This window comes from [Clostridium] scindens, assembly GCF_019597925.1.
Lineage (GTDB): Bacteria > Bacillota > Clostridia > Lachnospirales > Lachnospiraceae > Clostridium_AP.
Genome location: NZ_CP080442.1, coordinates 1,728,307 through 1,754,057, shown reverse-complemented (window position 1 = coordinate 1,754,057; position 25,751 = coordinate 1,728,307). Strand labels below are relative to the sequence as shown.

The window sequence follows — 25,751 nt, the reverse complement described above, 5'->3', positions numbered from 1 at the left end:
CTTCTAATATATCTTGAACATCTGGTCCGCCAGGATTTCTTCTTCCTGGAATTCCAGCATCGCCTGCCTGCGGTTCGCAGGGCCCATCAAAGCCATTCCGTTCAGCCTTCCAAACTTGCCGATGTCAGGAAATTCTCTCTCATTGCGCAGTTCCTTTTTCTCCGTCGTGATCGTGTCTTTCCCATTCGTCTCCTGGAAATAGTAATTGATGGATTCATCCTTATATAATACAAACTGCTTTACATACAGATTCTCATACATTGGCATCAGGATTTCCGACTGATAGCCCAGTCCTTCCCGCATTCCCTGCTTCATCTTATGATACAGTTTTACCCTGCTGCCAGGCCTGGACTGATAGGAGATCATCACCTTGTCATAGAGTTGGACTTCCCTCAGCCATTCTTCCTTATACTTCAGGTAATAGGGAAATACGATCTGCTTCTCGCACATCTCCCGCAGGACGTAGTGAAGCACGTCTTCTAACTCGGCCGTATAGTCACGGCTGGAATAATATTTTAGAAGCGCGACCTTGCAGATATCCGGCAGATACTCCTTCTTGTCGCACTCGTTGGCTATCATATCGAACACGCACAGGTCCAAGTCCCTTCCGAATACGACGTATTCTCTGGAAACATACGCAAGATAGGCCTGTTTCAGCCGGAAATACACGCTGTCAGACAGATAGTAGTCTTCAAATATCTTTTCCTCCGCAAAAAGGTTCTCCGAAAAGACCATCTGCGTAATAATGCGCTCTCCAACCTTATAGGAAGGAATCGCGTATTCTCTTAAGACCTTCCACAGCCGCTTCATATCCCTGGTGGCCCCGCAGTAATAGTTAGCCAGATACATCAAAGTCACCTTATCATACTGCTGCATTTTAAACAGTTCAAAGCACAGATAATTCAGGAATTCATCTTCCTCATAGTTGTCTTCCCGGATCCGCTTGCTGCACAGGCGGAAGACATCCTTCTCATTAAAAGCGCTGATTCCTTTGATCCGAAGATTCTCAAACGTCGGCTCTTCCTTTTCGTTCTCCTGCTTCCACACGCCGGTAGATGCCGCATACTTGCGGCACATATCTAAGAATCTCGGCTCGTAGAACAGCCTTCTGGTCTCATAGGCGATGGAATCCGTATAGTGACGCCCTTCGATAGACTCCCATACAATTCTGGATTCCTTATCATACAGGTAGATAACGGCACCTTCATCCTCATCGTAAGGCACCCGCTGGCGGATGGCGCCATCCTTTTCAATCACCAGGACGCAGTTCATGTTCGGCACCTTTGTGGTGATCTCATAAGAATAGCAGATATCACGCATGGCCTCCATGCGCTCTGCCGTCATCTCTTCTTCCTGGCAGAACCTCTTGTACAGGATTCGCAGAGGCTCCGTAATATGCCGCTTTAGCAGCTGGTCCCAGGTAAACGCGACCATCTGCTCCCGGTAATTCAGGTACAGATCCCCCGCAGTCTCTTCATAGGTGACCAGATTGGCATATAGAAATGCCGCCTTCCGGTAATTCAGAGAATTCCCATGCATGAAGTAGAGCAGGATGGTCTTCGGAAGCGGCCCTCTTGCGGAATTCTCGTCTATGGTCATCATATAATACTCATACAGCTGGGCAATCTTAAGTTCAGCGTCCACCGCCCTCTGATACCACACAAAATAGCGCTGCTGCGTCTTGTTTCCCTTGATCAGCAACGTACAGATCGTATTCAGTATCATAGGCTCGCTGTACATCTTGTAGATGCGTTCCAATATCCGGAACATGGCATCGCTGTAGTTCTTCTGCTGGCTGGCAAAATTAGACACATACAGCGCCAGTTCCTTCGTCATCAGACGATACTTGGAAGCAAAATTCAGAACCTGTATTTCAAAAGCGCCCAGTTTTTTAAGAAGCGTGGGCTTTTCCTGATAGCACATATAGGCTTCCAGATAAAACAGGACCTCATGAATGCCATATTGGAACTGCTGTTCCAGCACTTCGATCTTTTTAAAAGGATTTTTATACCGCGGATCCAGATACAGGATCATGCGAAGGAGGGCCCAGGAATCCTGATGCCGCATATAGGTCTTCCCAATCTCGTCAAGCACCCGGTCAACATGGTTTCCCTGGCCTCTGATCTGCGCGGTCAGATATAAGTAATAGCAGTTCGTCACCGGATCCTTGCCGATGGCGAACCGGTTGTAATTATAATTCTCCAGAATCCATTTGGCTTCCTCGACTTTATTTCCAATCAGGTAAATATGGGCCTGAAGGAGCTGGTATACTTCATTCTGGGGTTCCTTTTTTCTCAGGACGGCCATCTTCTCAACCGCGCTCTCCACCCAGTTGTTCAGTTCGATCCTTCCGCCCACATAGCCGATATATTCCTTCAATATCTGCGCGCTTAAAAGTTCCGGGATTCTGTGATCCTCGTCATACTCCTGATTCTGCAGCACCTCGATCTCATAGGTCAGCGTCTCATAGGGAGTCACGAACTTCAAAGCGCCGTAATTCCTGCCGCCATGAAGCCGCTCCGGCCGAACCACATACTCGATCTCATGGGCATTGCCCACGAAGTCCTCCGTGCTGATCTCCGGGCGCAGAACCTTGATGAAGCTTCCCTCTGCCTCGATCCGGATGGGCATATATCCCCAGGTGTTCTTCATCAGCGTAAGCGTTCCCTTCGTCGGCTCCCCGATGTCTTCAAACAGCATTCCCTCCCCGGGAAGGGTCAGAAAGATGCACTCTTTCTGCTTGATGCCTACCAGGAATTCCTCCATGGCCTGCTCCCCAAGGGACCATTTGCGCATATTGTCGTACAGATAGAATATCCTTTCATTCTCATACTTCAATATCTCATAGAATTCCCGGGAGCGGAACAGCCTCCCTGCTTCTGAGAAATCCTTGATCGCCAGTTTCCGGAAATCATCCGTGCTCTGCACCTTCCCATAGGAGGTCATGACATACGGCTTTTCTATAATGGCGGTAAAAGACAGTTCATACTCTCCGCCGGTACACACAACGGTAAACTTGCCTTCCTCCACATGGCCAGGGCGCAGTCCCCTGCCGTCATACGTAAATTCTACTTTTGCGGGATTTCCCTCAAATCCCTGGTCTTTAAAATGAACACGAAAAGAAGACGGGTATACAAGTCCCCGTATCGTCCCTTTGCTATTCGTCTTCATTGTAAAACTTCCCCTGTATACGTCCCCTTCTCCTATTATGAGAACCAGATTTGTTTCATCAAATATGACATCAGGTCGTATTAACTGAAAGTCTCCTTTTGAAAATTTCTGGATTTTATTTTTCAAGTCTGACACCTGCTTCTTTCGTTGCATTTTTCAAAAAACATACTATAATGAATTATAGCATTGTTTCATAAGTAATGGCAATGCCGGAAATACAAAATCTCGAAAATATATGAATAGGATGTATAGATATGGAAAAGAAGCCTGAATTTCACGGAAGCGATCTGGAAAAGATCGCAAGTTATTATCACATGCGCAAGGAGGATATCATCTGCTATAGCGCCAATGTCAATCCCCTCGGATTGTCAGAAAAGGTAAAGAGCCAGCTTGCCGCCAATCTGGATGTCATCACCCGCTATCCTGACCGGGATTATACAAGTCTTCGTGAGACCATCGGAGCCTACTGCCACGCCGATCCCGGGCATATCATGGTTGGCAATGGTTCTACGGAACTGATCTCTCTTCTGATCAGCCAGCTCTCACCCAGGAAGGCGCTGGTCCTTGGACCCACTTATTCAGAGTATGCCAGGGAACTTTCCCTGATCGGCGGCGCTTTACAGTACTACCATCTGAAGGAATCTCAGGATTTTGTGCTGGACATCCCTGATTTTCTTCAGGCGCTGACGGATGACATCGGGCTGGTCATCCTCTGCAATCCCAATAATCCCACCTCTTCCGCCATACATCAAGCGGACATGGAGCGTATTATAGGCGCTTGTAAGAAAAAAGGAATCTTCGTCATGATTGACGAGACGTATGCGGAGTTCGCCCCCGATCCGTCCGACATTACGGCAATCCCTCTTGCCAGCAGATATGATAACTTTATGGTAATCCGCGGCGTCTCTAAGTTTTTTGCCTCCCCGGGCTTAAGATTCGGGTATGGAATTACCGGCAGCAAGGAACTCCTCTCTGCCCTCCTTCTCCACCAGAACCCCTGGAGCCTCAATAGCATCGGGGCCTACGCCGGAGAATTAATGCTCAAAGACAGCGTGTATATTCAGGCCACCTGGAATCTGATCGACTCCGAGCGTACCCGCGTCTGCCAGGAGTTAACTACCATAGACGGATTAAAGATATATAAGCCTTATGCCAACTTCGTCCTGATACGGATTCTGAAAGACGGCCTTACTTCCTTTGATCTGTTTGAGGCAGCCATCCATGAGAACCTGATGATCCGGGACTGTTCCTCTTTCGAAACCCTGGAAGGCGAGTATATCCGCTTCTGCTTCCTGATGCCACAAGAGAACGACCGGCTGCTCGACTGCCTGAAACGTGCGCTTAAGGCCCGGCAATAAGACCGGTGGCGAGAAAAGAAAGGCCGCCAAGTGTGGATATGCTGCTCCACGCTTTGGCGGCCTTCCCTGTCTTTTTTCCTTCTTATTTCTTAAGGATCAATGCCACAAATGTCAAGTCTTCTGTGCCTGTATTCTTAATTCCATGGCCGTCTCCGTCCTTGCAGAAAAATACGTCTCCTGCCTCTGCGGGGATTGCCTTGCCATTGTCTTCGTACATTCCGGTTCCGCTAAGGATGTAATACGTCTCTGTCTCCCCATGATGCTCATGATGTCCCAACTCGCAGTTGGCAGGCACCGTCACCCTGCTGAACATCTTGCAGTGCTCTCCTAATTCCTCCTGGCTTAAAAGTCCTTCCTTCATAATGAAGCCGGCTCCGCCATTTACACGCTCTACCTTTACTACTTCTCTTTCTCCTGCTTTTGTCATTGTGCTGTTCCTCCTCTTTCTTATCATAATTTATCAGAATATTTATATTAGATATATTCTTTCTGCTCAAAATACCTCATCAGGATATCCGCGCAGTTCTCCACGCCCAGATCAGAAGTATTCAGAATCATATGGTAGTTATTCACGTCGCCCCAGGCTTTGCCCGTGTGCTCATGATAATACCTGGAACGCTCCCTGTCGTTCGCGTCAATCTTCTGGGCAGCCTCTTCGTATGTAAGAGATTCCTTCTTCATAATACGTTCGATCCTGTCTTCCTTGTCCGCGCACACATAGATATTGAACACGTTAAGCCTGTCTTTCAAGATCTCTGACGCGCACCGCCCAAGGATAATGCATGGCTTCTGTGCCAGCCCTTTGATCGCCTCCACTTCGGATTCATAGGTATTCCTGCTTAGTTCCTGTTCCACGTTTACCTTGTCATATACCGGAATCCCAAGCCTCTTCGACAGTTCCTCTGCAATAACGCTCGCGCCGGTACCATATCTGCGGCTCATCGTAATCACCAATTTCATACCAATTCCTCCTTCGTTAAGTGTTTTATGTAAGTAGGTATTATTATACCACTAAAATCATAAAAAGGCACTAAACTTTTACGCCAATAAAACGCGGGCAAGGACGCACGATTCCAAAATGCTATGTCCCTGCCCGCATGACCGGCATTGATTCTAATTCACGATTTTATAGTATTCCCTGGCAGTCAGGCCATACACGATCGCATAGAACACTGCGAATACTGCCACCGTGATGATGGTGCACGCCATGAACAGCGGCACGTTCACAAGGTTCAGCACGGCCAGCAATTTGGTGATTACCTTAAAGGCCACGATGATATGGATGATAGCCGTGATAAGAGGAAGGAAGAACACGGTAAGCACCTGGCTTCGGATGGAATGCCTTACCTCTTTCTTGCTCATGCCGACTTTCTGCATGATCTGATAGCGCTCCTTGTCATCATATCCCTCGGATATCTGCTTATAGTAGATGATCAGCACAGTCGCCATCAGGAACATGACGCCCAGATAGATGCCGATGAACAAAAGGCCGCCGTACAGCATATAGAACCCTTCCCGGTTCAGTTCCCGGCTTTCGCAGAATGACGGAGTGGTCTCGGACTCTACCCGGCTCTTGATCGATTCCTCCGCTTTCATGCACGCCTTCTGGCTGCCTTCCAGATCAAATGTGACTATATAATGTATATTGACCTGCTGCTCCTTCCATTCAATCTGCATCTGGCTGTCAGCATATGCCTCGTCTAGAAACTGCTGCATGATATTCTCGTTATTGACAACCATGTAAAAGGTAGGCGCCAGCCGTCCCTGGCTCTTCTTGGCTAGTGGAAACTTCTTTAACTCCTTGACCACTTTAAAGCTGGCTGATCCAATCTTTGCCGTATCTTTGCCATAAGTGTCTTCTGTATCCACAAATACCATCATCTCGTCTTCTGCCAGAGAAATGTTCTGGCCAGCCAGATTGTTATACTCATCCTGGCTGATGAAGATCAGCGAGCACAGATCTTCCGCCGCATAGTTTCCGTCATTCATCAGGGAAAACTCACTTCCCGTACGGATGGAGGACAGGCTTGCTTCCCTGTGGCTGACCTGGTTCTTTATCTTCACGCCTGCATTTGCGGCCTCTTCCTCAATGATCTGGTCGATCTTATTCATATTCTCTTCGGTGGCATTATAATTCCTTGCCTCGAATTCCGTTGGGAATCTGGTTTCCAGCACGTCATTCATTCCGGTATACAGCGAGATCGTGGTGGATATCATCACCAGCACCATGGTACTTAAGATACAGATGTTGGCAAGTCCTACCGCGTTCTGCTTCATCCGGTAGATCATGCCTGATATAGAAGTAAAATGGCTGGTCTTATAATAGTAATTCTTATTCTTCCGCAGAAGTTTCAGCAAAGCAATGCTGCCCGCTGTAAACAGCGCATAGGTTCCTATAATGACACAGATGACTGCCAGAAAGAACAACGTGATCGCGGTAAGCGGAGATTCCGTTGTGATCGCGATATAATATCCGATTCCGATGGCAACCACTCCAAATATGGTCAGCAGCCATTTTGTCTTTGGCTCTTTTTCTCCCTGGCTTCCGCCTCTTAGCAGTTCCACCGGGTTGGAGAGACGGATCTGGAGCAGATTATAGATCAGCGTCATGGCGAATATGACTGTAAAAAGGAGCAGCGTATTCAGGAGTGCTCTTACTGAGAGTTCAAATACCATATTTACGTCATAATGGATGATCTTCAAAAGAGCCAGGAACATCAGCTTGCTGAATATGATTCCTGCTACAAGTCCGACGACAATGCTTATAACCGCTATTATCAAAGTCTCAATGGTCAGCATCCTGGCAATATGCCGCTTGCCCATTCCCAGTATATTGTAGACGCCGATTTCCTTTTTCCTTCTCTTGATGAGGAAACTGTTGGTGTAGAACAGGAAGATTACGGCAAATACAATGATGACTACCGTCGCCCAGGAAAGGCAGAGCCGCAGATTCCCGTCTCCCACGCTCTTATTTCTGGACAGGGCATCTATAATATAGAACATCATGACCGTAAGGATCGCCGTCAGCATGTAAGGAATATAGGTTTTCCGGTTATTCTTCAGGTTGGTGACCGCAAGTTTTCCATAAACTGAACTATTCAACCTGCTCACCCCCTGTAGTCAACACGGTGAGCGTGTCAGAGATCTTCTGGAACATCTGCTCATTTGTAAGATTTCCTCTGTAGAGCTGATGGAACACTTCCCCGTCCTTAATAAGCAGTACCCGTTTGGCATGGCTTGCGGCCTTGACGCTGTGGGTAACCATCAGGATGGTCTGTCCGTCTTCGTTGATGGCGTTAAAAAGCGTCAAAAGCTCGTCTGCCGCCTTAGAATCCAGCGCGCCGGTAGGCTCGTCTGCCAGGATCAGCTGGGGTCTTGTGATGATTGCCCTTGCGATCGCTGCCCTCTGCTTCTGGCCGCCGGATACCTCATAGGGATATTTTTCCAGCAGTTTTTCAATGCCAAGGCGCTGCGCTATCGGCTTGATCTTCTTCTCCATCTCGTCATACTTCTTCCCGGACAGGACCAGCGGAAGGAAGATATTATCCTTAAGAGAAAACGTGTCCAGAAGATTAAAGTCCTGAAACACGAACCCCAGATTCTGCCGCCTGAATGCCGCCATCTCTTTTTCTTTGATCTTTCCCAGATCATTTCCTTTCAAGTACACCTTGCCTCCCGTCGGCTTGTCAAGAGAAGCCAGGATATTAAGAAGCGTCGTTTTCCCAGAGCCGGATTCTCCCATAATCGCTACATATTCTCTTGGTTCTACGGAGAAACTCACATTCTTTAATGCCTCCACCTGATTTCCGCCAAACCGGGTAGTGTATATTTTCTTTACATTCTTTACCTCTAATAAAGCCATCTCATATTCCCGTCCTTTCATCTATTCTTTGTTTATTACAAATCATATTATAGATTATCCAGTATTCTGCTTCCATCGAATCAGGTTACATTCTCCTGGCCCAACCTTACAAATTTGTCACAAATAAGCACTTTGATTACTTATAAACAGGATTTTTAAGAAATCTGATGTAATATTCCTTCCTTCAGTTTCACAGCTTTTTGTTCTTTTAGGATATCATAAATACGCTTCTTATTATATTCGTTTTTATAAAGATATTATTAGAATAATTTTTTATCAATGTGTTAGACCTCCAACAAGTTTTATAAAAAGAAGGGTGCTATTATAGAGGCATCAAAAGGAGAGTTGGTGTAAAAATGAAAGAAGATAGCGAAGATACGTTAAAGTTCTACGGCCGCCAGGGACTGGCAGTCTTACCCATCGTCTTGTATGTCATCCTAAGCGGCGTGATCATGATCGCGACACACTGCTACTCAATGAAAGTGCTGATACTTGCTGCCATCATCTCCATCCTGGCTGGCTTCATCTTCTGTAAGAATAAAATCGATTTCTGGAATGCAGTAGTCAGAGGGCTTGCCAAGTACGGAAATGCACGTTTGATTCTTATCTTCATGGTAATTGGTATTTTTTCCAAAGTTCTGGTAATCGGAGATATCGGAGGCGGCTTCATCTGGCTGGGCGCCCATCTGGGACTTCAGGGAGGAACCTTCGCCCTGTTCGTCTTCATCGGAAGCGCAGTCATCTCCATGGGAGCCGGTGCTCCTATCGCGGCGCTGCTTGCCGTCGTGCCTATCTTCTATCCGGCAGGCATTATGATGGGTACCAATCCTGCCATTCTCATCGGGAGCATGATGAGCGGAATCTTTTTCGGAGATGCGCTTTCGCCAAGTTCCCAGGTTATACATACCACGATCGCATCCCAGCATGATGCTGATACGCAAAAAAGCGCGGACTTGCTTGAAACAATGCGAGAACGCCTTCCTTATATCCTGTTTGCAGGCGTCCTGTCAGCTGTCCTCTTCCTTATTCTCGGAGGAAGAGGCAGCGCAGGAGGAGACATGGAAGAAGTTGCTTCCATGTCCAATGTTAAAGGCCTACTGATGCTGGTTCCTATTGTGGTCCTGCTCATCATTTGTTTTAAGACCAAAGACTTGTTCGTTGGCGTGACCGGAGGAATCCTGACTGGAATCGTGGTGGGACTTGTAAGCGGCCTCTACCAGCTGCAGGATCTGGTGGCAATTGATGCGAAGACCCAGCAGCTGCACGGCGTATTCTTCGACGGAATAGCCAGCGTTACTGATATTATTATATCCACAATCCTGCTGTATGGCCTTATACAGATTGCCGTGGAAGGCGGCATGATGCGAAAATGCTGCAACTTCCTCATGGCCAGCAAGATGATCAAAAAGCCGGCAGGCGCTGAATCAATCATTGCTCTGGGCGTAGGGATCGTCAATATCTTTCTGGCCGGCTGTGTCCTGCCCAGCATCCTGATGTTCAAGGATGTGGCGGACGAAGTTGGGCAAAAGGCCGGCATTAAGGCCAGCAGGCGAAGCATCCTCCTGACTGCCATGTCCACAAACATCACGGCCATCATTCCGATCAACTCGGCATTTGTCATGGGGGCTGTTACCGTAATACAGGGAATGGCAGAAAAAGACAGCCTGCTGCCCCTCGTAACCCCTGTTCAAATCTTTGTCTCTTCTTATTACTGCCTGATCCTTACCATTATCTGTATCGCCTGGATCACCTTAGGCTTAGGCAGAAAGAAGTCGTAGAATATCTGTAACTGTAAACACAAGCAAAGGAGTGGTAAACATGAACGAGATGTACGATGTCATTATTATCGGCGGAGGCCCCGCCGGGCTTTCGGCAGCCATCTATGCCGGACGGGCGCAGCGCAAGACGCTGCTGATCGAAAAAGGCAATTATGGCGGCCGCGTCAATGACACAAGGGAAATCCGCAACTATCCGGGAACCATAACCGACAGCGGTTCCGGACTGATGGAAAAGTTCCGGGCCCATGCCCAAAGCTATGCCACCAATCAGTTCAAGCGTACGACCGTAACCGAGATCCTCAAGGAGGAGGACGGTAATTTTCTGGTCCGTACCAAACGGCGCGGCGACTTTGAAGCCAGATGCATCTTCCTGGATATGGGCACCAAACCCAGAATCCTGGGTATCCCTGGCGAAGTTGAATTTGCCGGGCATGGCGTCGCCTACTGCGCGACCTGCGATGCCGAATTCTTCAAGGGAAAAGAGATCTACGTGCTGGGGGCCGGGGATCAGGCAATTGAAGAGGCTGATTATCTGACAGACTTTGCCACAAAGGTCTCCATCATCGTGCTGCACGAAGAAGGGCATCTGGACTGTAATGAAGTGGCGGCGAAGACAGCATACGAGAACCCTAAGATCGAGTTCATATGGAATTCTACCCTGCAGGAGATCAAGGGAAAGGATAAGGTAGAAAGCCTTGTGATCAAAAATGTAGTGACTGGAGCCAGCACGGAAGTACAGACGGATGGTATCTTCTTCTTTGTAGGTATGATCCCGCAGACAGATCTGGTCAAAGACCTCGTAGAATGCGACGCAAAAGGCTATATCAAGACCAACGAGAAGAAAGAAACCAATATCCCGGGCCTCTATGCCATCGGCGACTGCACGCAGACGTTCCTGCGCCAGATCGTCACCTCTGCTGCCGACGGCGCGGTTGCCGCAACCGCCAGCGAGCGCTATGTAAAAGAGAAGAAGCAGCTAGATGCCCTTCTGGCCCCTGACGGCGGCAAGATCGCTTTCATCTTCTACAATCCTTATGACAGCGCGCAGATCGAGAAAGCCACCCAGATTGAACTAAGCCTGAAGGACAGCTATCAGATTGTCCGCCAGGACATTACAAGGCAGACATTACTATATGACCGGCTGGATCTGCATGCATCGCCGGCCTGCGCTTACTATGATAACGGTAAACTTATAAAAGTGGAACAATAGAATGGAGGAATGAATTATGGGACAGCCAAGTGTTTTCCCTCACGGAGTAACAGTCTATAACCCGGAGAAATGCTGGAACGGATACACCATCGTGCCGCTGATCAACGACGGCGTGCTGCTCTTCGACATGAACGGCAACGAGATCAGAAGGTGGAATATGCAGGCCATGCCGCCTAAGCTTCTGCCCGGCGGATACGTCATGGGATTATCCGGCTACCGTCATCCTGATTATGGAATGCAGGACGGCGTCAACCTGATCGAGATCGATTATGACGGAAATATCATATGGGAATTTGACAAGTTTGAGGAAATCAACGACCCTGGAAGGGATCACCGCTGGATGGCGCGCCAGCACCATGACTATCAGCGGGAAGGCAATCCGGTAGGATATTATGTTCCCGGCATGGACGCAAAGCCACTAGAAGGCAATACTCTGATCCTGGTACACCAGACGCTGCACAATCCCAAGGTATCCGACAAAAAACTGCTGGATGACTGCATGATCGAGGTAGACTGGGAAGGAAACATCCTGTGGAAATGGTCCATCACCGATCACTTTGACGAACTTGGATTTGACGAGGCCGCCCTTAATATCCTGGCCCGGAATCCAAATATGCGTTCATCGGACGGAGGAGTTGGCGACTATCAGCACGTCAACTGCATGAGCTACCTCGGGCCTAACAAATGGTATGACCAGGGCGACCAGCGTTTCAAGCCTGACAACATTATCTTTGACTGCCGCGAGTCCAATATTCTGGCGATCCTGGATAAAGAGACCGGGCATATCGTCTGGAGGATCGGGCCGGACTTTAACGCGACTCCCGAACTCAGGAAATTAGGCTGGATCATCGGACAGCATCATTTCCATATGATACCAAAGGGTCTTCCGGGAGAAGGCAATCTGCTGGTATTCGACAATGGCGGCTGGGCCGGCTATGGCGTGCCAAACCCAGGCTCCAGGAACGGCTCGAAAAATGCCTTGCGTGATTACAGCCGCGTACTGGAATTCAATCCGGTTACTTTGGAAGTCGTATGGAAACTGACTCCCAAGGAACTTGGAAACGCAATCCCTACGGATGCAAGCAAGTTCTACAGTCCCTATGTTTCCAGCGCCCAGCGCCTGCCAAATGGAAATACCCTCGTGACAGAAGGAAGCGACGGGCGTATAATAGAAGTAACAACGGATCATGAAATCGTATGGGAGTGGATCTCCCCCTACTATACGCACAACGAGACCGGCCCAAAGAACAACATGATCTATCGCGCCTACCGCTATCCTTACAGTTATGTGCCGCAGGAGCCTGCGCCAAAGGAAATACCGATTCCTCCGATCAACAACATTGAATTCCGCGTGCCAAACGCTGGATCATTTGGCGCCAAGACGTTTGTCAATGTAGAAGGAACCCTTCCTTATTATCAGGACGTTGCCCTATGCGTAGCGACGGATGACGAGGAAGACCTGTCAAAGCGAGAGAAGATCTTCCAAGTTGACACGGATGTATTTAAGCCGGTCAACTCCATGTCAGATTGGAATGACATGGTACTGAAACAAGACGATAAGCCTGTTCTGATCTTATTCGGCGCTGAACGCTGCGTACACTGCAAAGCACTTCATCCGGTCCTTGAGGAAGCCTTGAATGAAGAATTTAACGACAGCTTCCATATCCGCTATGTCAATGTGGATGAGAATAAGGATATCGTGGACGCATGCAACGTACAAGGCATACCTGTCGTAATGGTCTGCCAGCACGGAAAAGAGATACAGCGTTTCAATGGAGAACGAGACTACGATGATGTCTGTGATTTCCTGGATCAGGCACTCGTATAAAAGCAAGGAGGGACTCTGGTGGATACGACATTTGCCTATCAATGCCTGCATCATAAGACCTATGCTCAATACTTGCGTTATGAAACCTATAAGACAGCATATGTCATTCATCCAATAGGTGCCGCGATCAAAGAGTTCGGCATCGTACTGGATGGCTGCCTGAAGGCGGAAAAGTATACCGTCAATGGCGATGATGTATTCTGCGCATACTTTGAGGATAATGACATCTTTCCAGAGTTCCTCTATTTTACCGGGAATAAAATATATTCCTATTCCCTCATCGCCGTAAAAAAACAGAAGTCGCCTGGATGCCGGCTTCTGTTTTTGAGCGTATGATACAAGAAGATCACGATATGCTCTATTCCTTTATGCTGTATATCGCCCATCGGGGAATGAAGAACCAGACATTGCTGAACTGCCTTCATTATCAGACCATTCACCAGCGGATCGCCTTCTGGCTTCTTAGCATGAATAACCTGTCCCAGGATGAGCATATTCCCCTCCCCAGATCTCAGACAGTCTGGGCCAATACTCTCCATGTATCCCGCTCTTCCTTAAACCAGGAACTCAAGCATATGGAGAACGCGGGATATTTCCGCATCAAAGGCCATGTATTGATCCTGCTTGATCAGCAGGCGTTGGAACAGCTTCTGTGATTTGCCGGGCGGCCGCTTACTCTGGATCAAGCATATCCCTTTCAAGATAGAGGAATACTTTTGTGCCCTCTCCCACCTTCGACTCTATACGGATGCTGTGTCCCAGCCTGTCCAGAATCGTCTTGCACAGATACAGCCCGATGCCGGTGGATTTCTTGTCCCTTCGTCCATTAAATCCGGTAAATCCCTTTTCAAACACCCGTGGAACATCCTCTTCCTGGATCCCGATGCCCGTATCTTCAATGACCAGCTCCTTCTCCTTCATATAGACAGACACCGTCCCTTCGCTGGTATACTTCAGCGCATTGGACAATATCTGCTCTACGACAAAGGCCAGCCACTTCTCATCCGTCAGGATCATCTCCTCTGGCATGTCCATCCGAAGCGCGATCTTTTTCAGGATAAACAGCTGGGAGTATTTCTTGACTGCCTGCTTCACGATATCGTCCGCGGCATACCATTGAAGCACCATATCCGAGGACATGGACTCCATCCGAAGATAGGTCAGCACCATTTCCACATATTGCTCGATCTTAAATAGCTCCATCTTCAAAGTCTTAACCGCTTCTTCGTTTTCTTCTGTCAGTTCCTGGGACTGCAGAAGGATACGCATGGCGGCGATCGGCGTCTTGATCTGATGAGCCCACAGCACATAATAGTCCAGCATATCCTGCCTGCTTAGCTGCGCCGCCGACTCCAGTTCGCTTCTGCTCTCAAACAGCGCATTTACTATCTGCTGGTAGTCCCATTCTGCCAGGGTATCCGCCTTCGGCAATTCTTCCCATTTTACCTGGAGGATTCCTTTCATCCTTAACAGTTCCCTGTGCTTTCTTCTGCAGTTCATAAAATCCGCCGCCACAAATCCAAGAATCCACAATAGACTCAGAAGCAAGGCGTATTCCAGCGCATCCATTGGGATATTATACAAATAGAATAGCAAGGCAAATATGGCCATGATCCCGGCGTACATGCCTATTCCCCTGATATGATCCCTGATATATCTTCCTGTCAATCTCATGCCTGCACCATATATCCTATTCCTTTTTTCGTTACGATCCAGTCTTCCAGGCCTGCAATGCCAAGTTTCTTCCGAAGCCTCGCGATATTCACCGTCAGCGTATTCTCGTCAATGAACTCGTCGCTCTCCCACAGCCGGGTGATCAGATCATCCCGCGGGACTATCTTGCCCGCATTCTCAAGCAGGGTCTGGAATATCTTAAATTCATTCTTAGTCAGCTCGATCTTTTCGCCCTGGTAGGATAGAGATGCGTCCCCCAGGTTCAGCAGCAGCCCATGATGCTCAATGATATTGGCAGAGCCATGGAATGCATAGGTTCTCCTTAGCATTGCCTGGACTTTCGCCGTCACCACGTTCAGGTCAAAGGGCTTTTCAATGAATTCATCCCCGCCCATATTCATCGCCATAACAATGTTCATATTATCCCCCGCCGAAGAGATAAAGATGATGGGCACCTTTGACAGCTGACGGATCTCCTGGCACCAGTGAAACCCATTAAAAAATGGCAGCACGATGTCCAGCAGCACCAGCTGCGGATCATATTCCGCAAATATTTCCATTACGTTTTTAAAGTCTTCTACGCATGCCACTTCATAGTCCCATTTACGCAAATGGGATGCCAGCGCTTTTGCGATGGTCATGTCGTCTTCAACCACTAATATTCTATACACGGATTTTCCTCCATCCTGCAAGTTAAAATAAGAGCAGAAGACTTAATATCCCCTGCTCTTTCATCCTATACAATTCTTGTGGTTTTGTCAAATTAATGGAAGTAGTGGTCTCCAATCCTCATGCCATAGCCGCCCTGGTCAAAATATAGGCATCCGCCCACCGGATTGGCTCCTGACAGCGCGTCTGCCGCCGCCTGCATGGCCGAATCGGTATAGCCGCCGGAACTTCTGACTTTGTCCAGCCATCCTGTGGATACCGGGCCAAACTGGCCGGGCTGGTAGATGACTTCCTCTATGCTGTTCGGATAGATGCCGCTGTTTACGCGGTTCATAACCACCGCTCCTACGGCTACCTGTCCCTCATAAGGCTGGTTTCCGGCCTCGCAGAAGATGATGGACGCAAGAAGCGTCTGGCTTTGCTTAAGAACCGCGGCTCTTTGAGCCTCGGCTTCGCGCTCTGCCTGCTCTCTCGCCTCCTGCTCCCTTCTTGCCGCTTCCTCGGCTGCTATTTTCACTTCTTCGTCTACTGCCGAATTGGCACATGTTACTATATTGGCCGGAACTGCCTGCAAGGCATTCAATTGTATTTCAGACGCTATATTCTCCTTCGTACTTACCGCAGTCTTTACTTCCGGCTGTAAAGAGGCTGCCTGACTGGTAAATCCTACTGTCATCAATGAACAGGCTGAAAACAGCGCGAACATCGAACTCAGTCTCTTATTTTTTATCATGAATTTATACCCTCCTATTGTTGCAATGCATGAACATTGTCTTAATAAAGTATATTCAAAAATTTCAACTTTATTACAATTATTACAAATTTGTTACATTTGCAACAGTGGGTATCGTAACATATCTTCACATTTCTGTCAAATCTAAATAGATTCCCGACGGCAGTAAGTCACTGCGGTCAACACCAGAAACAGCGGAATCTCAAGGATTGCGGCGCCCATGATCAGATACGGCGTCCAGATATATCCAGTGCCAAGGTGGATAAAATGCAGTCCCATCAATTCATAGAAAAAACTATTCGTCAAGCCGATTCCCCCTGATGGGAATATACATCTTAGAATGTCTGCCACATTGCTGCTTGACACCATATAAATGATGGTCGGCAGCATGCACAGTACAATGCTTCCTATGATGGCAGACTGCACGTTCCTGCACCTGGAAGACAGATATAGGGCAGCACAGACTGTGGCAAGAAGGGAGCATAAGCCTGCCAGCACGACAGTTGTCCAGGCCTCTCCCAGCGTCATCTGCGGCATCACGAATGCTGACCGCAGCATCTGCAGGGAAGTTTGAAGTCCTTCCCATCCGAAGGCCTGATTCGTAATCAGAAGGAAGACCGCGGTTCCCGCGCAGAACGTCGCCAGGAAAATGATCAGCATGGCCCCGATCTTTGTAGCGGCCAGCCGCATGCGTCCATACTTAGCGCAGCGAAGGATGCTGTCAGCGCCGGTCTGATACTCTGCGCAGAACACAGGCGCTGCGATAACCGCGAAGATAAACATCAGAAGAAACAGATACAAGACCAGATAATCATAGGATTCCGAAGAAAACCCCGGCACATAGGTAAACGGCGTCTCAATATCCGCGCTGAGTCTTTCGATCTCTACCTGCTCTTTCTCATCCTTTCCCATCTGTTTCAAACGTTCTCGGTATTTTTCATAAAACCCGGTGGCATCTTCGGGAGAAATATCCGCGTCCGTCATGGTATCCACGTACACCTGAGAATCTGCAAGCACCCTGGCTGCCTGTTCCAGAACCGGATACTGGGGCGCTATCTTCTCATTATACACCTCCATCGGAACCTCCGGAGGAAAAGCGCTTCCATATTCCTGATAGCATTCCCGAAAGTCCTTGACTGCCTTTGCCACCTTTTCCTCCGTTATCAACCCGGCTATGGCCTGCTCCTGCTCCTTCTTATTCTGGATTGCTTCTATCCCTGTAAGCTTCACCGTATTCCCATTTGCATCTGTCTTATAGGAAGTCACGAAAGATATGGGAAAATATGCCAGTACCGCTGACAGGATCAAGGCGGCAGCAAGAAGCATCCAGGTTGAGCGGGTCTTAACAAGCCTCTTTAGTTCTAAGCATAACAGTCTCATCTTACTGCCTCCTCTCTTGCATGTTCCGGGAACAGCCACAGATATAAGTCTTCCATTCGTGGCTCCGCTTTTACTGAGCCTGGTATAACAGCCGAATCCGCCAGATAGCGGACCTGCAAGTCTCCATCCTCTTTATTATAGACATTTAGTATTGGCACCCTCTGTTCAAAAGCTGCAAGCTCCCTGGGATCGATCTGGGCATTCCATACCTTCCCGTCCACTTCCCGCACCAGTTTTTCCGTCTCCCCGGTGGCAATAATCTTCCCTTCTTTCATGATCGCATTGCAGGTAGCAATATATTCCACATCTGAGACGATATGCGTAGATATCAGCACGATCCTGCCCCTGGCAAATTCTGAGAGAAGGTTGCGGAACCGGACTCTCTCTCCTGGGTCCAGCCCGCTGGTAGGCTCATCTAAGATCAGCACTTCCGGATCATTGAGCATTGCCTGCGCAATTCCAACCCTGCGCTTCATGCCTCCGGACAGTTTGGATATCTGCTTCTTTCTTACCTCCTGAAGCGACAGCATTTCCAGAAGCCCTTCAATCTTCTTCTTTGTCTCCGCCTTTCCAAGGCCTTTGAGAGCCGCGATATATTCCAGATACTCCCATACATGGAAGCCTGGATAGAATCCAAACTCCTGCGGCAGGTATCCAAAGACATCCCGGTAGGCTTCCTTTAATGTTCCAATCTCAATGCCATCATACCGGATACATCCTGATGTAGGCTTTTGGATTCCTGCTATCATACGCATAAGGGTGGTCTTTCCTGCGCCATTGGCTCCCAAAAGCCCCCATATGCCGGGCGTCAGCGTCAGGGATACATGATCCACTGCCCGCTTGTCTTTGTATTGCTTTGTAATATCACAGATTTCTAATTTCATAAGCACTCCTTTCTGGCGAGGATTGTCTGATAAACCAGTATACAGATACGGCTGACGCCGGCAGCATGATCAGCATGGCTATGCGCCACGCGGCCATCGTTTCGTAGACCTGGGGCATCGCCTTGGCTAGAAGCAGCAATGCCGCCATAAGGCCTGCACAATATCCTTCGCAGATTCCGGTCCCCACATCCTGATTTCCGGACCTTCTAATTCCATTCAGTATCCAGAAGCATCCGCTGCCTGCCACGAGAAATGGAAGAAGGAAATACAGCATCATATCCATGCCCGGCAGTTTCAGGCCAATCGAGGTCACAACGGCACAGATGGAAAATACGGCCATGCTGCCTGCTGCCATCAGGATCATATTCGCCATGACAAGGCTTGTATAGGACAGTCTGGTAGACGCTTCGATCTCATACATGCGATACTGGAATGAACGTTGCATGAACGGTATCGCCAGCATGATCTGAGATACCGCCAGCCCTCCCAGCAAAGCCGGGATATGGCGGATGCCGAGATACCCAAGATCCCCATCCAGCGTACTATATAAAACTACGAATACTGCCATAGCCATAAGTCCCTGCATCGCCCAGAGCTTTTTTGCTACAAACGGAACCTGTCGAAGGAGGAATCTTATAAATCCTATCTTTCTTCCTCTCTGCTTAAGCGCCTGCATCTGCCGGATGGATTCCAGCATCTGCTCTTTATGCGCGTTTGTATTCTCTGGAAGTTTTGCTTTCAGTGCCGCAGCCAGTTCTTTTTCTAACGTTTTTCTCAACGCGCTTCCTCCTTTCCGATCTTTTCTTCAATCTTTTTTAATCCGGCTCTTTGCCGGGATTGGACCGTTCGCATCGGGATTCCCAACACCTTGGCGGTCTCCCGCAGGGTAAGATCATGGGCAAAACGCAGGTATATGACTTCCCTTTGGTCTTCGGGCAGCATCTCCACGATCTGCCGGAACCCTTCCTCGGATTCAGAATGCGCAAACCCTGCCTCCTGATATTCGATCTGTTCCGTCAGATGCATTTCCCTGCTCTGCCTCCACGTGTCCACGCAAGTATTGGAAGCTACCTTATATAGGAATGCCCGGAACTTCCCCTTATTCTTATATCTTGGGAAATAGCGGATCACCTTAAGAAACGTCTCCTGCACGGCATCTTCTGCCGTTTCCCGATCCCTGGTGTGGTACAGGCAGTAGCGGAGGATGTCGTCGTAGTACATGGCAGCCAGTTCTTCCCAGCATGATGCATCGCCTTTTTCAATTTTCCGTAACAGTTCATTTTCGCGCGTCAAAACCAATCCTCCTTAAGGGCGTCCCCTATATAGATAACGGGTGAGGAAAGCAAAATGATCAGATCATCTGCAAACTATTTAAAAAACTCTCTTTCAGGAATACAAGCCTGTCATATCGCTTGTTTCTCTGAAAGAGAGTTTGAGACTCCGGTTCTTTTATCTTTATATCCTGGCGATATCGATCAACGTCAGTTTCTTGATATCCGTGTTCTCCAGGCTGGTGATCAAAGCCTTTGCCGTATCAATGGCCGTAAGCACATTGACGCCGGTCTCGATGGCATTTCTGCGGATAACGAATCCATCCCTGGAACGGTCTGCTCCCTGAGGCGGCGTGTCTATGACAAGATCAATCTTATGTCCCAGAATCAGATCCATAAGGTTCGGGGACTCCTGCTCGATCTTATTGACCGCATTGGCCTTCACCCCTCCTGCCTTCAGGGCTTCGGCCGTTCCTCTGGTGGCAAATATACGGTATCCGATCCGCTCAAACCTGCGGCCGATCTCCACCGCCTCTTCCTTGTCCTCATCCCGCACCGTGAGGATCATATTCTTATACTTTGGAAGCTTGATGCCCGCGCCAAGGAAGGCCTTGTACAAGGCCTCGTCAAAGGTCCTTGCAATTCCGAGGCATTCGCCGGTGGACTTCATCTCAGGCCCAAGGCTGATATCCGCTCCCCGGATCTTCTCAAAAGAGAATACCGGCATCTTGACGGCAAAATAATCCGCTTCCGGCTGAAGTCCGGGTTCATAGCCCAGCTCCCGGATCTTATGTCCGATGATAACCTTCGTTGCCAGGGGAACGATGGGGATTCCCGTCACCTTGCTGATATACGGAACCGTACGGCTGGATCTGGGATTTACCTCAATCACATACACATCCTCCCCGCACACGATAAACTGGATATTGATCAGCCCAATGACATGCAAAGAGCGCGCCAGTTTCTTCGTGTAGTCCTCAATCGTACGCTTAGTCTTCTCCGATATGCTTTGTGCCGGATACACGGAGATGCTATCGCCGGAATGGATTCCGGCCCGTTCTATATGCTCCATAATGCCTGGTATCAGGATATCCTCTCCGTCGCATACGGCATCCACCTCGATCTCCTTTCCCTGGAGATATTTATCTACCAGAATCGGGTGATCCTGGGCAATTCGGTTGATGATGCCGATGAACTCGTCGATATCATGGTCGTTGATGGCAATCTGCATCCCCTGGCCTCCAAGAACGTAGGATGGCCTTACAAGAACCGGATAGCCAAGCCTCCCTGCAACTTCTTTGGCCTCTTCGGCCGTAAATACGGTCCCGCCTGTAGGCCTTGGAATCTGGCACTGCTCCAGGATCTCGTCGAATAGTTCCCGGTCTTCTGCCGCGTCTACATTCTCTGCGGATGTCCCAAGAATTGGAACGCCCATCTTCATCAGCGCCTCCGTCAGCTTGATGGCCGTCTGGCCTCCAAACTGGACCACAGCCCCGTCCGGCTGCTCCAAGTCTACGATGCTTTCCACATCTTCCGGCGTAAGGGGCTCGAAATACAGTTTATCCGCGATATCAAAGTCGGTGCTGACCGTCTCCGGGTTATTATTGACGATGATCGTCTCATACCCTTCCTTGGCAAATGCCCAGGTACAGTGCACGGAGCAGAAGTCAAACTCGATGCCCTGTCCGATACGGATCGGGCCGGAGCCCAGAACCAGGACCTTCTTCCTTCCGGAAGTCTGTACCGCCTCATTCTCACTGCCAAACACCGAATAGTAGTAAGGAGTCTCTGCCGCGAATTCTGCCGCGCAGGTGTCAACCATCTTATAGGATGCCGTAATTCCATACTCCAGCCGCATATCATGAATCTGGCGCTCTGTATTGCCTGTCAGCCTTGCGATCACGCTGTCCGGGAATTCCAGGCGCTTAGCTTCCCTCAATGTCTGTGCGTTTAAAGAATGGTTCTGCAATTTTTGCTCCATTTCTACAAGAATGGCGATCTTGTCGATAAACCATTGATCAATCTTCGTGATATAATGAATCTCTTCATACCCCATTCCTCTTCGGATGGCTTCTGCGATCTTCCAGATGCGGCGGTCGTCTACGACGGCCAGTTCCTCTTGCAGTTCCTCATCCGTCAAATGGGTAAAATCATAGGACATCAGGCTGTCCACATGCTGTTCCAGCGAACGGATAGCCTTCATCAGCGCCCCCTCAAAGTTATCGCAGATGCTCATCACTTCCCCTGTCGCCTTCATCTGCGTGGAGAGCGTACGCTTCGCGCTTATAAACTTATCAAAAGGAAGCCTTGGAATCTTTACCACGCAGTAGTCCAGCATAGGCTCAAAACTTGCATACGTCTTCCTGGTCACTGCGTTTCGTATCTCATCCAGCGTATAGCCCAAAGCAATCTTGGCCGCAACCTTGGCAATGGGATAGCCGGTGGCCTTGGATGCCAGGGCTGAAGAACGGCTGACACGCGGATTTACTTCAATCACGCAGTACTCAAAGGTCTCCGGGTGGAGGGCATACTGCACGTTGCATCCCCCGGTAATGTTCAGCTCGCTGATAATATTCAGCGCAGACGTACGCAGCATCTGGTATTCTTTGTCGCCCAGCGTCTGCGAAGGCGCTACTACGATGCTGTCTCCCGTGTGCACGCCTACCGGATCCAGATTCTCCATATTGCACACGGTGATGCAGTTGCCGTTTCCGTCCCGCATCACTTCATACTCGATCTCCTTCCAGCCGGCAATGCACCGCTCGACCAAGACTTGCCCCACGCGGGACAGGCGAAGCCCATTCTCCAGAATTTCCACCAGCTGCACTCTGTCTTGCGCAATACCGCCGCCGCTGCCGCCCAGCGTGTAGGCCGGACGCAGGACCACCGGATAGCCGATCTTTTCCGCGAACTCGATGCCTGCCTCCACAGTTTCCACCACCAGGGATGCCGCGCAAGGTTCCCCGATCTTCTCCATGGTAGTCTTGAATTCCAGACGGTCTTCCGCCTTCTTGATGGTCTCGGAGGTGGTCCCGATCAGACGCACATTATTGCGCCTTAAGAAGCCATTTTCCTCCAGTTCCATGGCCAGATTCAAGGCAGCCTGGCCTCCCAGGGTAGGAAGCACGCTGTCCGGCTTCTCCTTTAAGATCAGCTGCTCGACTACTTCTACCGTCAAAGGCTCGATATATACCCGGTCCGCAATGTCCTTGTCCGTCATAATGGTGGCAGGGTTCGAATTCAGAAGCACCACTTCCAGCCCTTCCTCCTTTAAGGAACGGCAGGCCTGCGTGCCGGCATAGTCAAATTCTGCGGCCTGGCCGATAATGATTGGGCCGGAGCCGATTACCAATACTTTCTTTATCTCTTTATTCCTAGGCATTATCTCGCTCCTTTCATCATATCCATGAACCGGTCAAACAGATAGCCGGAATCCTGCGGTCCCGGGCATGCCTCCGGGTGGAACTGCACGGTGAAGATATTCTTTCCCTCATAGGAAAGCCCCTCATTCGTGCCATCATTCACATTTACAAACGCCTCTTTCGCAATGGATGGATCCATGGTGGACGCATCTACCGCATATCCATGATTCTGGGACGAGATATACACTCTGTTGCTGCTCAGATCCTTGACCGGATGGTTTCCGCCCCGATGGCCATACTTTAATTTGTATGTCTTTGCGCCATTCGCAAGAGCCATCAGCTGATGCCCCAGACAAATAGCAAATATTGGAATGTCTGAATTGTATAATTTCTTGATTTCCTGAATAATAGATACGCAGGTCTCTGGGTCTCCGGGACCGTTGGACAGCATGATTCCGTCCGGATCTGCTTTTATGATATCTTCGGCGGAAGTATGGGCCGGATATACCGTCACCTTGCATCCTCGCCGGCTTAAAGATCGGGCAATGTTATTCTTTGCTCCAAAGTCCATCAGAGCGACTTTTGGTCCATTGCCTTCTAAGACGTATGGTTCATTGCATGAGACTTCTGATACGACGTCGCCAACTATGTAGGCCTTCAGCCTGGTTATCACTTCATCGATGTCATAGTCCTCATTGGTTGTAATCATTCCGTTCATCGTGCCTTTTTCCCTTAGGATCTTGGTCAGCGCCCGGGTATCGATCCCTGCGATGCCGGGAATGTCCTGCTTTTCCAGGAACTCCTGGATCGTACCCTGCGAGCGGAAATTGCTTGGCATTCGGGATAGTTCCCTTACAATGTAGCCATCGGGCCACGCCTTCTTCGATTCCATATCCGGCGTAATGCCATAATTCCCAATCAGCGGATAGGTCATTGTCACTGCCTGTCCGGCATAAGAAGGGTCGGTCAACACCTCAAGATATCCGGTCATTGAAGTGTTAAACACAATCTCGCTAATCATATCCCTCGTGGAGCCAATACTGGTTCCGGTAAAGACGGTTCCATCTTCTAGTATTAGAAATGCTTTCATATATCCACCCTTTCCCTTCCTTTTGCTGCTATTGCGGGCTCCCTTCCTGTATCTGGGAGCCTAAGGCTGCCGCTTTTTGAAAAACAGGCAGTCTGTGCGAGCACACAACTGCCTGTTCCTCTACCATTTTATCGTCGACAATCCTTGTCTTCACAAATTGTAAAAATTATACTACAAAAAGGATGGATTTTCAACATAATTTTTATTCGTACTGCCAGAATATCGTAATCTTATTCAATTCCGGCTCATCCATGTATTGATATTTCACCTCCCCAAGCCCATACCAGTCTGCCAGATTCTGGGCGGCTCTTCGCACTACGTCCTGCAGGATGGAGTCATGGGCCTGGCCGTACAATCCGCTGTCGGCAAACTTAAAGACCACTGGATTGGACCTGGATGATATGACTTCATTCATTTTCTGAAGCGCCTCTTTGCTGTCATAAGATTCATAATACATGCCATTGACAACATAATAGTTTTCCGCCATGGACTGACAGGCCGGCAGCGCTACATCCTGATCCGGCGTATGGGTCTTGAACAGTTCCTCATCATTGCAGCACATGTAGTCATAACTGATCATCTGCTGCTGGTTCACCTCTTCCCCTTCCGCTGCCTGGAATACGGGATCTCCCCACGTAGTGTCCACATAATAGTAATTACCGCTGCATCTGACCAGATTCCATGCATGGCTCTGGCCATCCAAGGTAGTTCCTGTCACATAAGTGCAGAACACGCCCAGCCTTTCCAGCAGATACTGGGTAGCCTTGGAATATCCCGCGCATACGGAACGGCGGTTGACAAATACGCTGTATATGTTTTGATTGTCTGCTGCCTCAAGGTCATAATCCACCGTATTTACAATATATTCGTAGACATATAGGATCTTCTGGTAATCCGTATCTTTCGCAGGCATGGATGCCAGACATTCATTCACCGAAGCTTCGATCTTGGCCTTCATTGCCTCCTTCTGCCCTGCATCATACAGGTAGACCGGCTTAAGAACCGTATAGGCCTCGCTTCCCTCATAAGAAGTCGAAGTCGTCATCCCGTCGCACCAGAATATCTCCGGGAAATCTTTCAATACGTACTGAAACAGCATATTCGTCCTGTCCGCATCGGATGCATGGACATAGATCTCCTCTACATTCTCCTTCACTCCCTGGACAATCTCTTTATACGCCTGCTTCTCTCCATCTTCTAATTGCTGGTAATAATATTTCCGACTCAGCTCGTCATCCGATATGCCCACTTCCTGGTAGGGAATGCTCCCCTTCTCCTTCAGTCCTTTCTCGATTCCTTTCTGCACGTCCTTGCCGATACAGGCAGCGCAGGCGGCCACGAGAAAGAGGCAAAGAACCGCCATTCCCCACGTCACGATATGTAGATATCCCTTTTTCTTCCTTCTTCCCATATATGCTCCTTATATGCTCTTTATTGCCTTCCTGCATCCGTCTTGCCGACGTATCCGCCGATTCATTAAA

The 25,751-nt window shown here is 49.0% G+C and carries 21 protein-coding genes; 6 read left to right on the top strand and 15 right to left on the bottom strand.

The features are described from left to right. Nucleotides 1-3: 3 nt before the first annotated feature. Nucleotides 4-3,324 (bottom strand): DUF5717 family protein, encoded by a 3,321-nt coding sequence (locus tag K0036_RS08445; protein ID WP_220431150.1) that lies wholly within the window; start codon nucleotides 3,322-3,324, stop codon nucleotides 4-6. Between the two features lie 101 nt (nucleotides 3,325-3,425). Here K0036_RS08445 and K0036_RS08440 point away from each other — a divergent pair, with 101 nt between their 5' ends. Continuing rightward, nucleotides 3,426-4,529, top strand: a complete 1,104-nt coding sequence (locus tag K0036_RS08440; RefSeq protein ID WP_220431149.1) for a pyridoxal phosphate-dependent aminotransferase — start codon at nucleotides 3,426-3,428, stop codon at nucleotides 4,527-4,529. Nucleotides 4,530-4,611: 82 nt separating this feature from the next. Here the strand turns inward: K0036_RS08440 and K0036_RS08435 are convergent, their stop codons facing one another. From K0036_RS08435 to K0036_RS08420, 4 genes are all read right to left on the bottom strand, one after another. Then, nucleotides 4,612-4,956 (bottom strand): cupin domain-containing protein, encoded by a 345-nt coding sequence (locus tag K0036_RS08435; RefSeq protein WP_029466413.1) that lies wholly within the window; start codon nucleotides 4,954-4,956, stop codon nucleotides 4,612-4,614. A 47-nt stretch (nucleotides 4,957-5,003) separates the two neighbouring features. After that, the gene (locus tag K0036_RS08430; RefSeq protein WP_004606339.1) at nucleotides 5,004-5,489 is read right to left on the bottom strand and encodes an AAA family ATPase; all 486 of its coding nucleotides are present in this window, start codon (nucleotides 5,487-5,489) and stop codon (nucleotides 5,004-5,006) included. A 153-nt stretch (nucleotides 5,490-5,642) separates the two neighbouring features. Next, nucleotides 5,643-7,631, bottom strand: coding sequence for an ABC transporter permease (locus K0036_RS08425; protein ID WP_220431148.1), 1,989 nt, complete (start codon nucleotides 7,629-7,631; stop codon nucleotides 5,643-5,645). After that, nucleotides 7,624-8,391, bottom strand: coding sequence for an ABC transporter ATP-binding protein (locus K0036_RS08420; RefSeq protein ID WP_220431147.1), 768 nt, complete (start codon nucleotides 8,389-8,391; stop codon nucleotides 7,624-7,626). Before K0036_RS08420 ends, K0036_RS08425 begins: the two co-directional genes overlap by 8 nt. A gap of 356 nt (nucleotides 8,392-8,747) precedes the next feature. Between K0036_RS08420 and K0036_RS08415 the strand changes: the two genes are divergently transcribed. Genes K0036_RS08415 through K0036_RS08395 form a run of 5 tightly spaced genes read left to right on the top strand, consistent with a single transcriptional unit; the run spans nucleotide 8,748 to nucleotide 13,863 of the window. Next, nucleotides 8,748-10,169, top strand: coding sequence for a hypothetical protein (locus K0036_RS08415; protein ID WP_173693213.1), 1,422 nt, complete (start codon nucleotides 8,748-8,750; stop codon nucleotides 10,167-10,169). 40 nt (nucleotides 10,170-10,209) lie between these two features. Continuing rightward, nucleotides 10,210-11,379, top strand: a complete 1,170-nt coding sequence (locus K0036_RS08410; RefSeq protein ID WP_220431146.1) for an NAD(P)/FAD-dependent oxidoreductase — start codon at nucleotides 10,210-10,212, stop codon at nucleotides 11,377-11,379. Nucleotides 11,380-11,395: 16 nt separating this feature from the next. Then, the gene (locus tag K0036_RS08405; RefSeq protein WP_044955492.1) at nucleotides 11,396-13,207 is read left to right on the top strand and encodes an aryl-sulfate sulfotransferase; all 1,812 of its coding nucleotides are present in this window, start codon (nucleotides 11,396-11,398) and stop codon (nucleotides 13,205-13,207) included. An 18-nt stretch (nucleotides 13,208-13,225) separates the two neighbouring features. After that, nucleotides 13,226-13,543 (top strand): hypothetical protein, encoded by a 318-nt coding sequence (locus tag K0036_RS08400; RefSeq protein ID WP_220431145.1) that lies wholly within the window; start codon nucleotides 13,226-13,228, stop codon nucleotides 13,541-13,543. A 17-nt stretch (nucleotides 13,544-13,560) separates the two neighbouring features. After that, nucleotides 13,561-13,863, top strand: a complete 303-nt coding sequence (locus K0036_RS08395) for a Crp/Fnr family transcriptional regulator (RefSeq protein WP_220431144.1) — start codon at nucleotides 13,561-13,563, stop codon at nucleotides 13,861-13,863. A 16-nt stretch (nucleotides 13,864-13,879) separates the two neighbouring features. Here the strand turns inward: K0036_RS08395 and K0036_RS08390 are convergent, their stop codons facing one another. From K0036_RS08390 to K0036_RS08345, 10 genes are all read right to left on the bottom strand, one after another. Beyond that, complete coding sequence (locus tag K0036_RS08390) at nucleotides 13,880-14,881, bottom strand: sensor histidine kinase (protein WP_220431143.1); 1,002 nt, start codon at nucleotides 14,879-14,881, stop codon at nucleotides 13,880-13,882. Beyond that, complete coding sequence (locus K0036_RS08385) at nucleotides 14,878-15,552, bottom strand: response regulator transcription factor (protein WP_025643735.1); 675 nt, start codon at nucleotides 15,550-15,552, stop codon at nucleotides 14,878-14,880. The genes K0036_RS08390 and K0036_RS08385 overlap by 4 nt, the downstream gene beginning before the upstream one ends. Nucleotides 15,553-15,644: 92 nt before the next feature. After that, nucleotides 15,645-16,283 carry a cell wall hydrolase gene (locus tag K0036_RS08380; RefSeq protein WP_025643737.1) on the bottom strand — a complete coding sequence of 213 codons (639 nt, stop codon included), beginning with the start codon at nucleotides 16,281-16,283 and terminating at the stop codon, nucleotides 15,645-15,647. 144 nt (nucleotides 16,284-16,427) lie between these two features. Then, nucleotides 16,428-17,663 (bottom strand): ABC transporter permease, encoded by a 1,236-nt coding sequence (locus K0036_RS08375; RefSeq protein ID WP_220431142.1) that lies wholly within the window; start codon nucleotides 17,661-17,663, stop codon nucleotides 16,428-16,430. Further along, the gene (locus tag K0036_RS08370) at nucleotides 17,660-18,547 is read right to left on the bottom strand and encodes an ABC transporter ATP-binding protein (protein ID WP_025643741.1); all 888 of its coding nucleotides are present in this window, start codon (nucleotides 18,545-18,547) and stop codon (nucleotides 17,660-17,662) included. Before K0036_RS08370 ends, K0036_RS08375 begins: the two co-directional genes overlap by 4 nt. Beyond that, nucleotides 18,528-19,325: a hypothetical protein gene (locus K0036_RS08365; RefSeq protein ID WP_220431141.1), complete on the bottom strand. Its 798-nt coding sequence runs from the start codon at nucleotides 19,323-19,325 to the stop codon at nucleotides 18,528-18,530. Before K0036_RS08365 ends, K0036_RS08370 begins: the two co-directional genes overlap by 20 nt. Next, the gene (locus K0036_RS08360; protein ID WP_025643745.1) at nucleotides 19,322-19,840 is read right to left on the bottom strand and encodes an RNA polymerase sigma factor; all 519 of its coding nucleotides are present in this window, start codon (nucleotides 19,838-19,840) and stop codon (nucleotides 19,322-19,324) included. Before K0036_RS08360 ends, K0036_RS08365 begins: the two co-directional genes overlap by 4 nt. Before the next feature lie 162 nt (nucleotides 19,841-20,002). Next, on the bottom strand, nucleotides 20,003-23,200 hold the full coding sequence (carB, locus tag K0036_RS08355) for a carbamoyl-phosphate synthase large subunit (RefSeq protein WP_025643746.1): 3,198 nt from the start codon (nucleotides 23,198-23,200) through the stop codon (nucleotides 20,003-20,005). Continuing rightward, nucleotides 23,200-24,270, bottom strand: coding sequence for a carbamoyl phosphate synthase small subunit (locus K0036_RS08350; RefSeq protein ID WP_025643747.1), 1,071 nt, complete (start codon nucleotides 24,268-24,270; stop codon nucleotides 23,200-23,202). Before K0036_RS08350 ends, carB begins: the two co-directional genes overlap by 1 nt. A 202-nt stretch (nucleotides 24,271-24,472) precedes the next feature. After that, the gene (locus K0036_RS08345; protein WP_220431140.1) at nucleotides 24,473-25,681 is read right to left on the bottom strand and encodes a transglutaminase domain-containing protein; all 1,209 of its coding nucleotides are present in this window, start codon (nucleotides 25,679-25,681) and stop codon (nucleotides 24,473-24,475) included. Nucleotides 25,682-25,751: the final 70 nt, after the last annotated feature.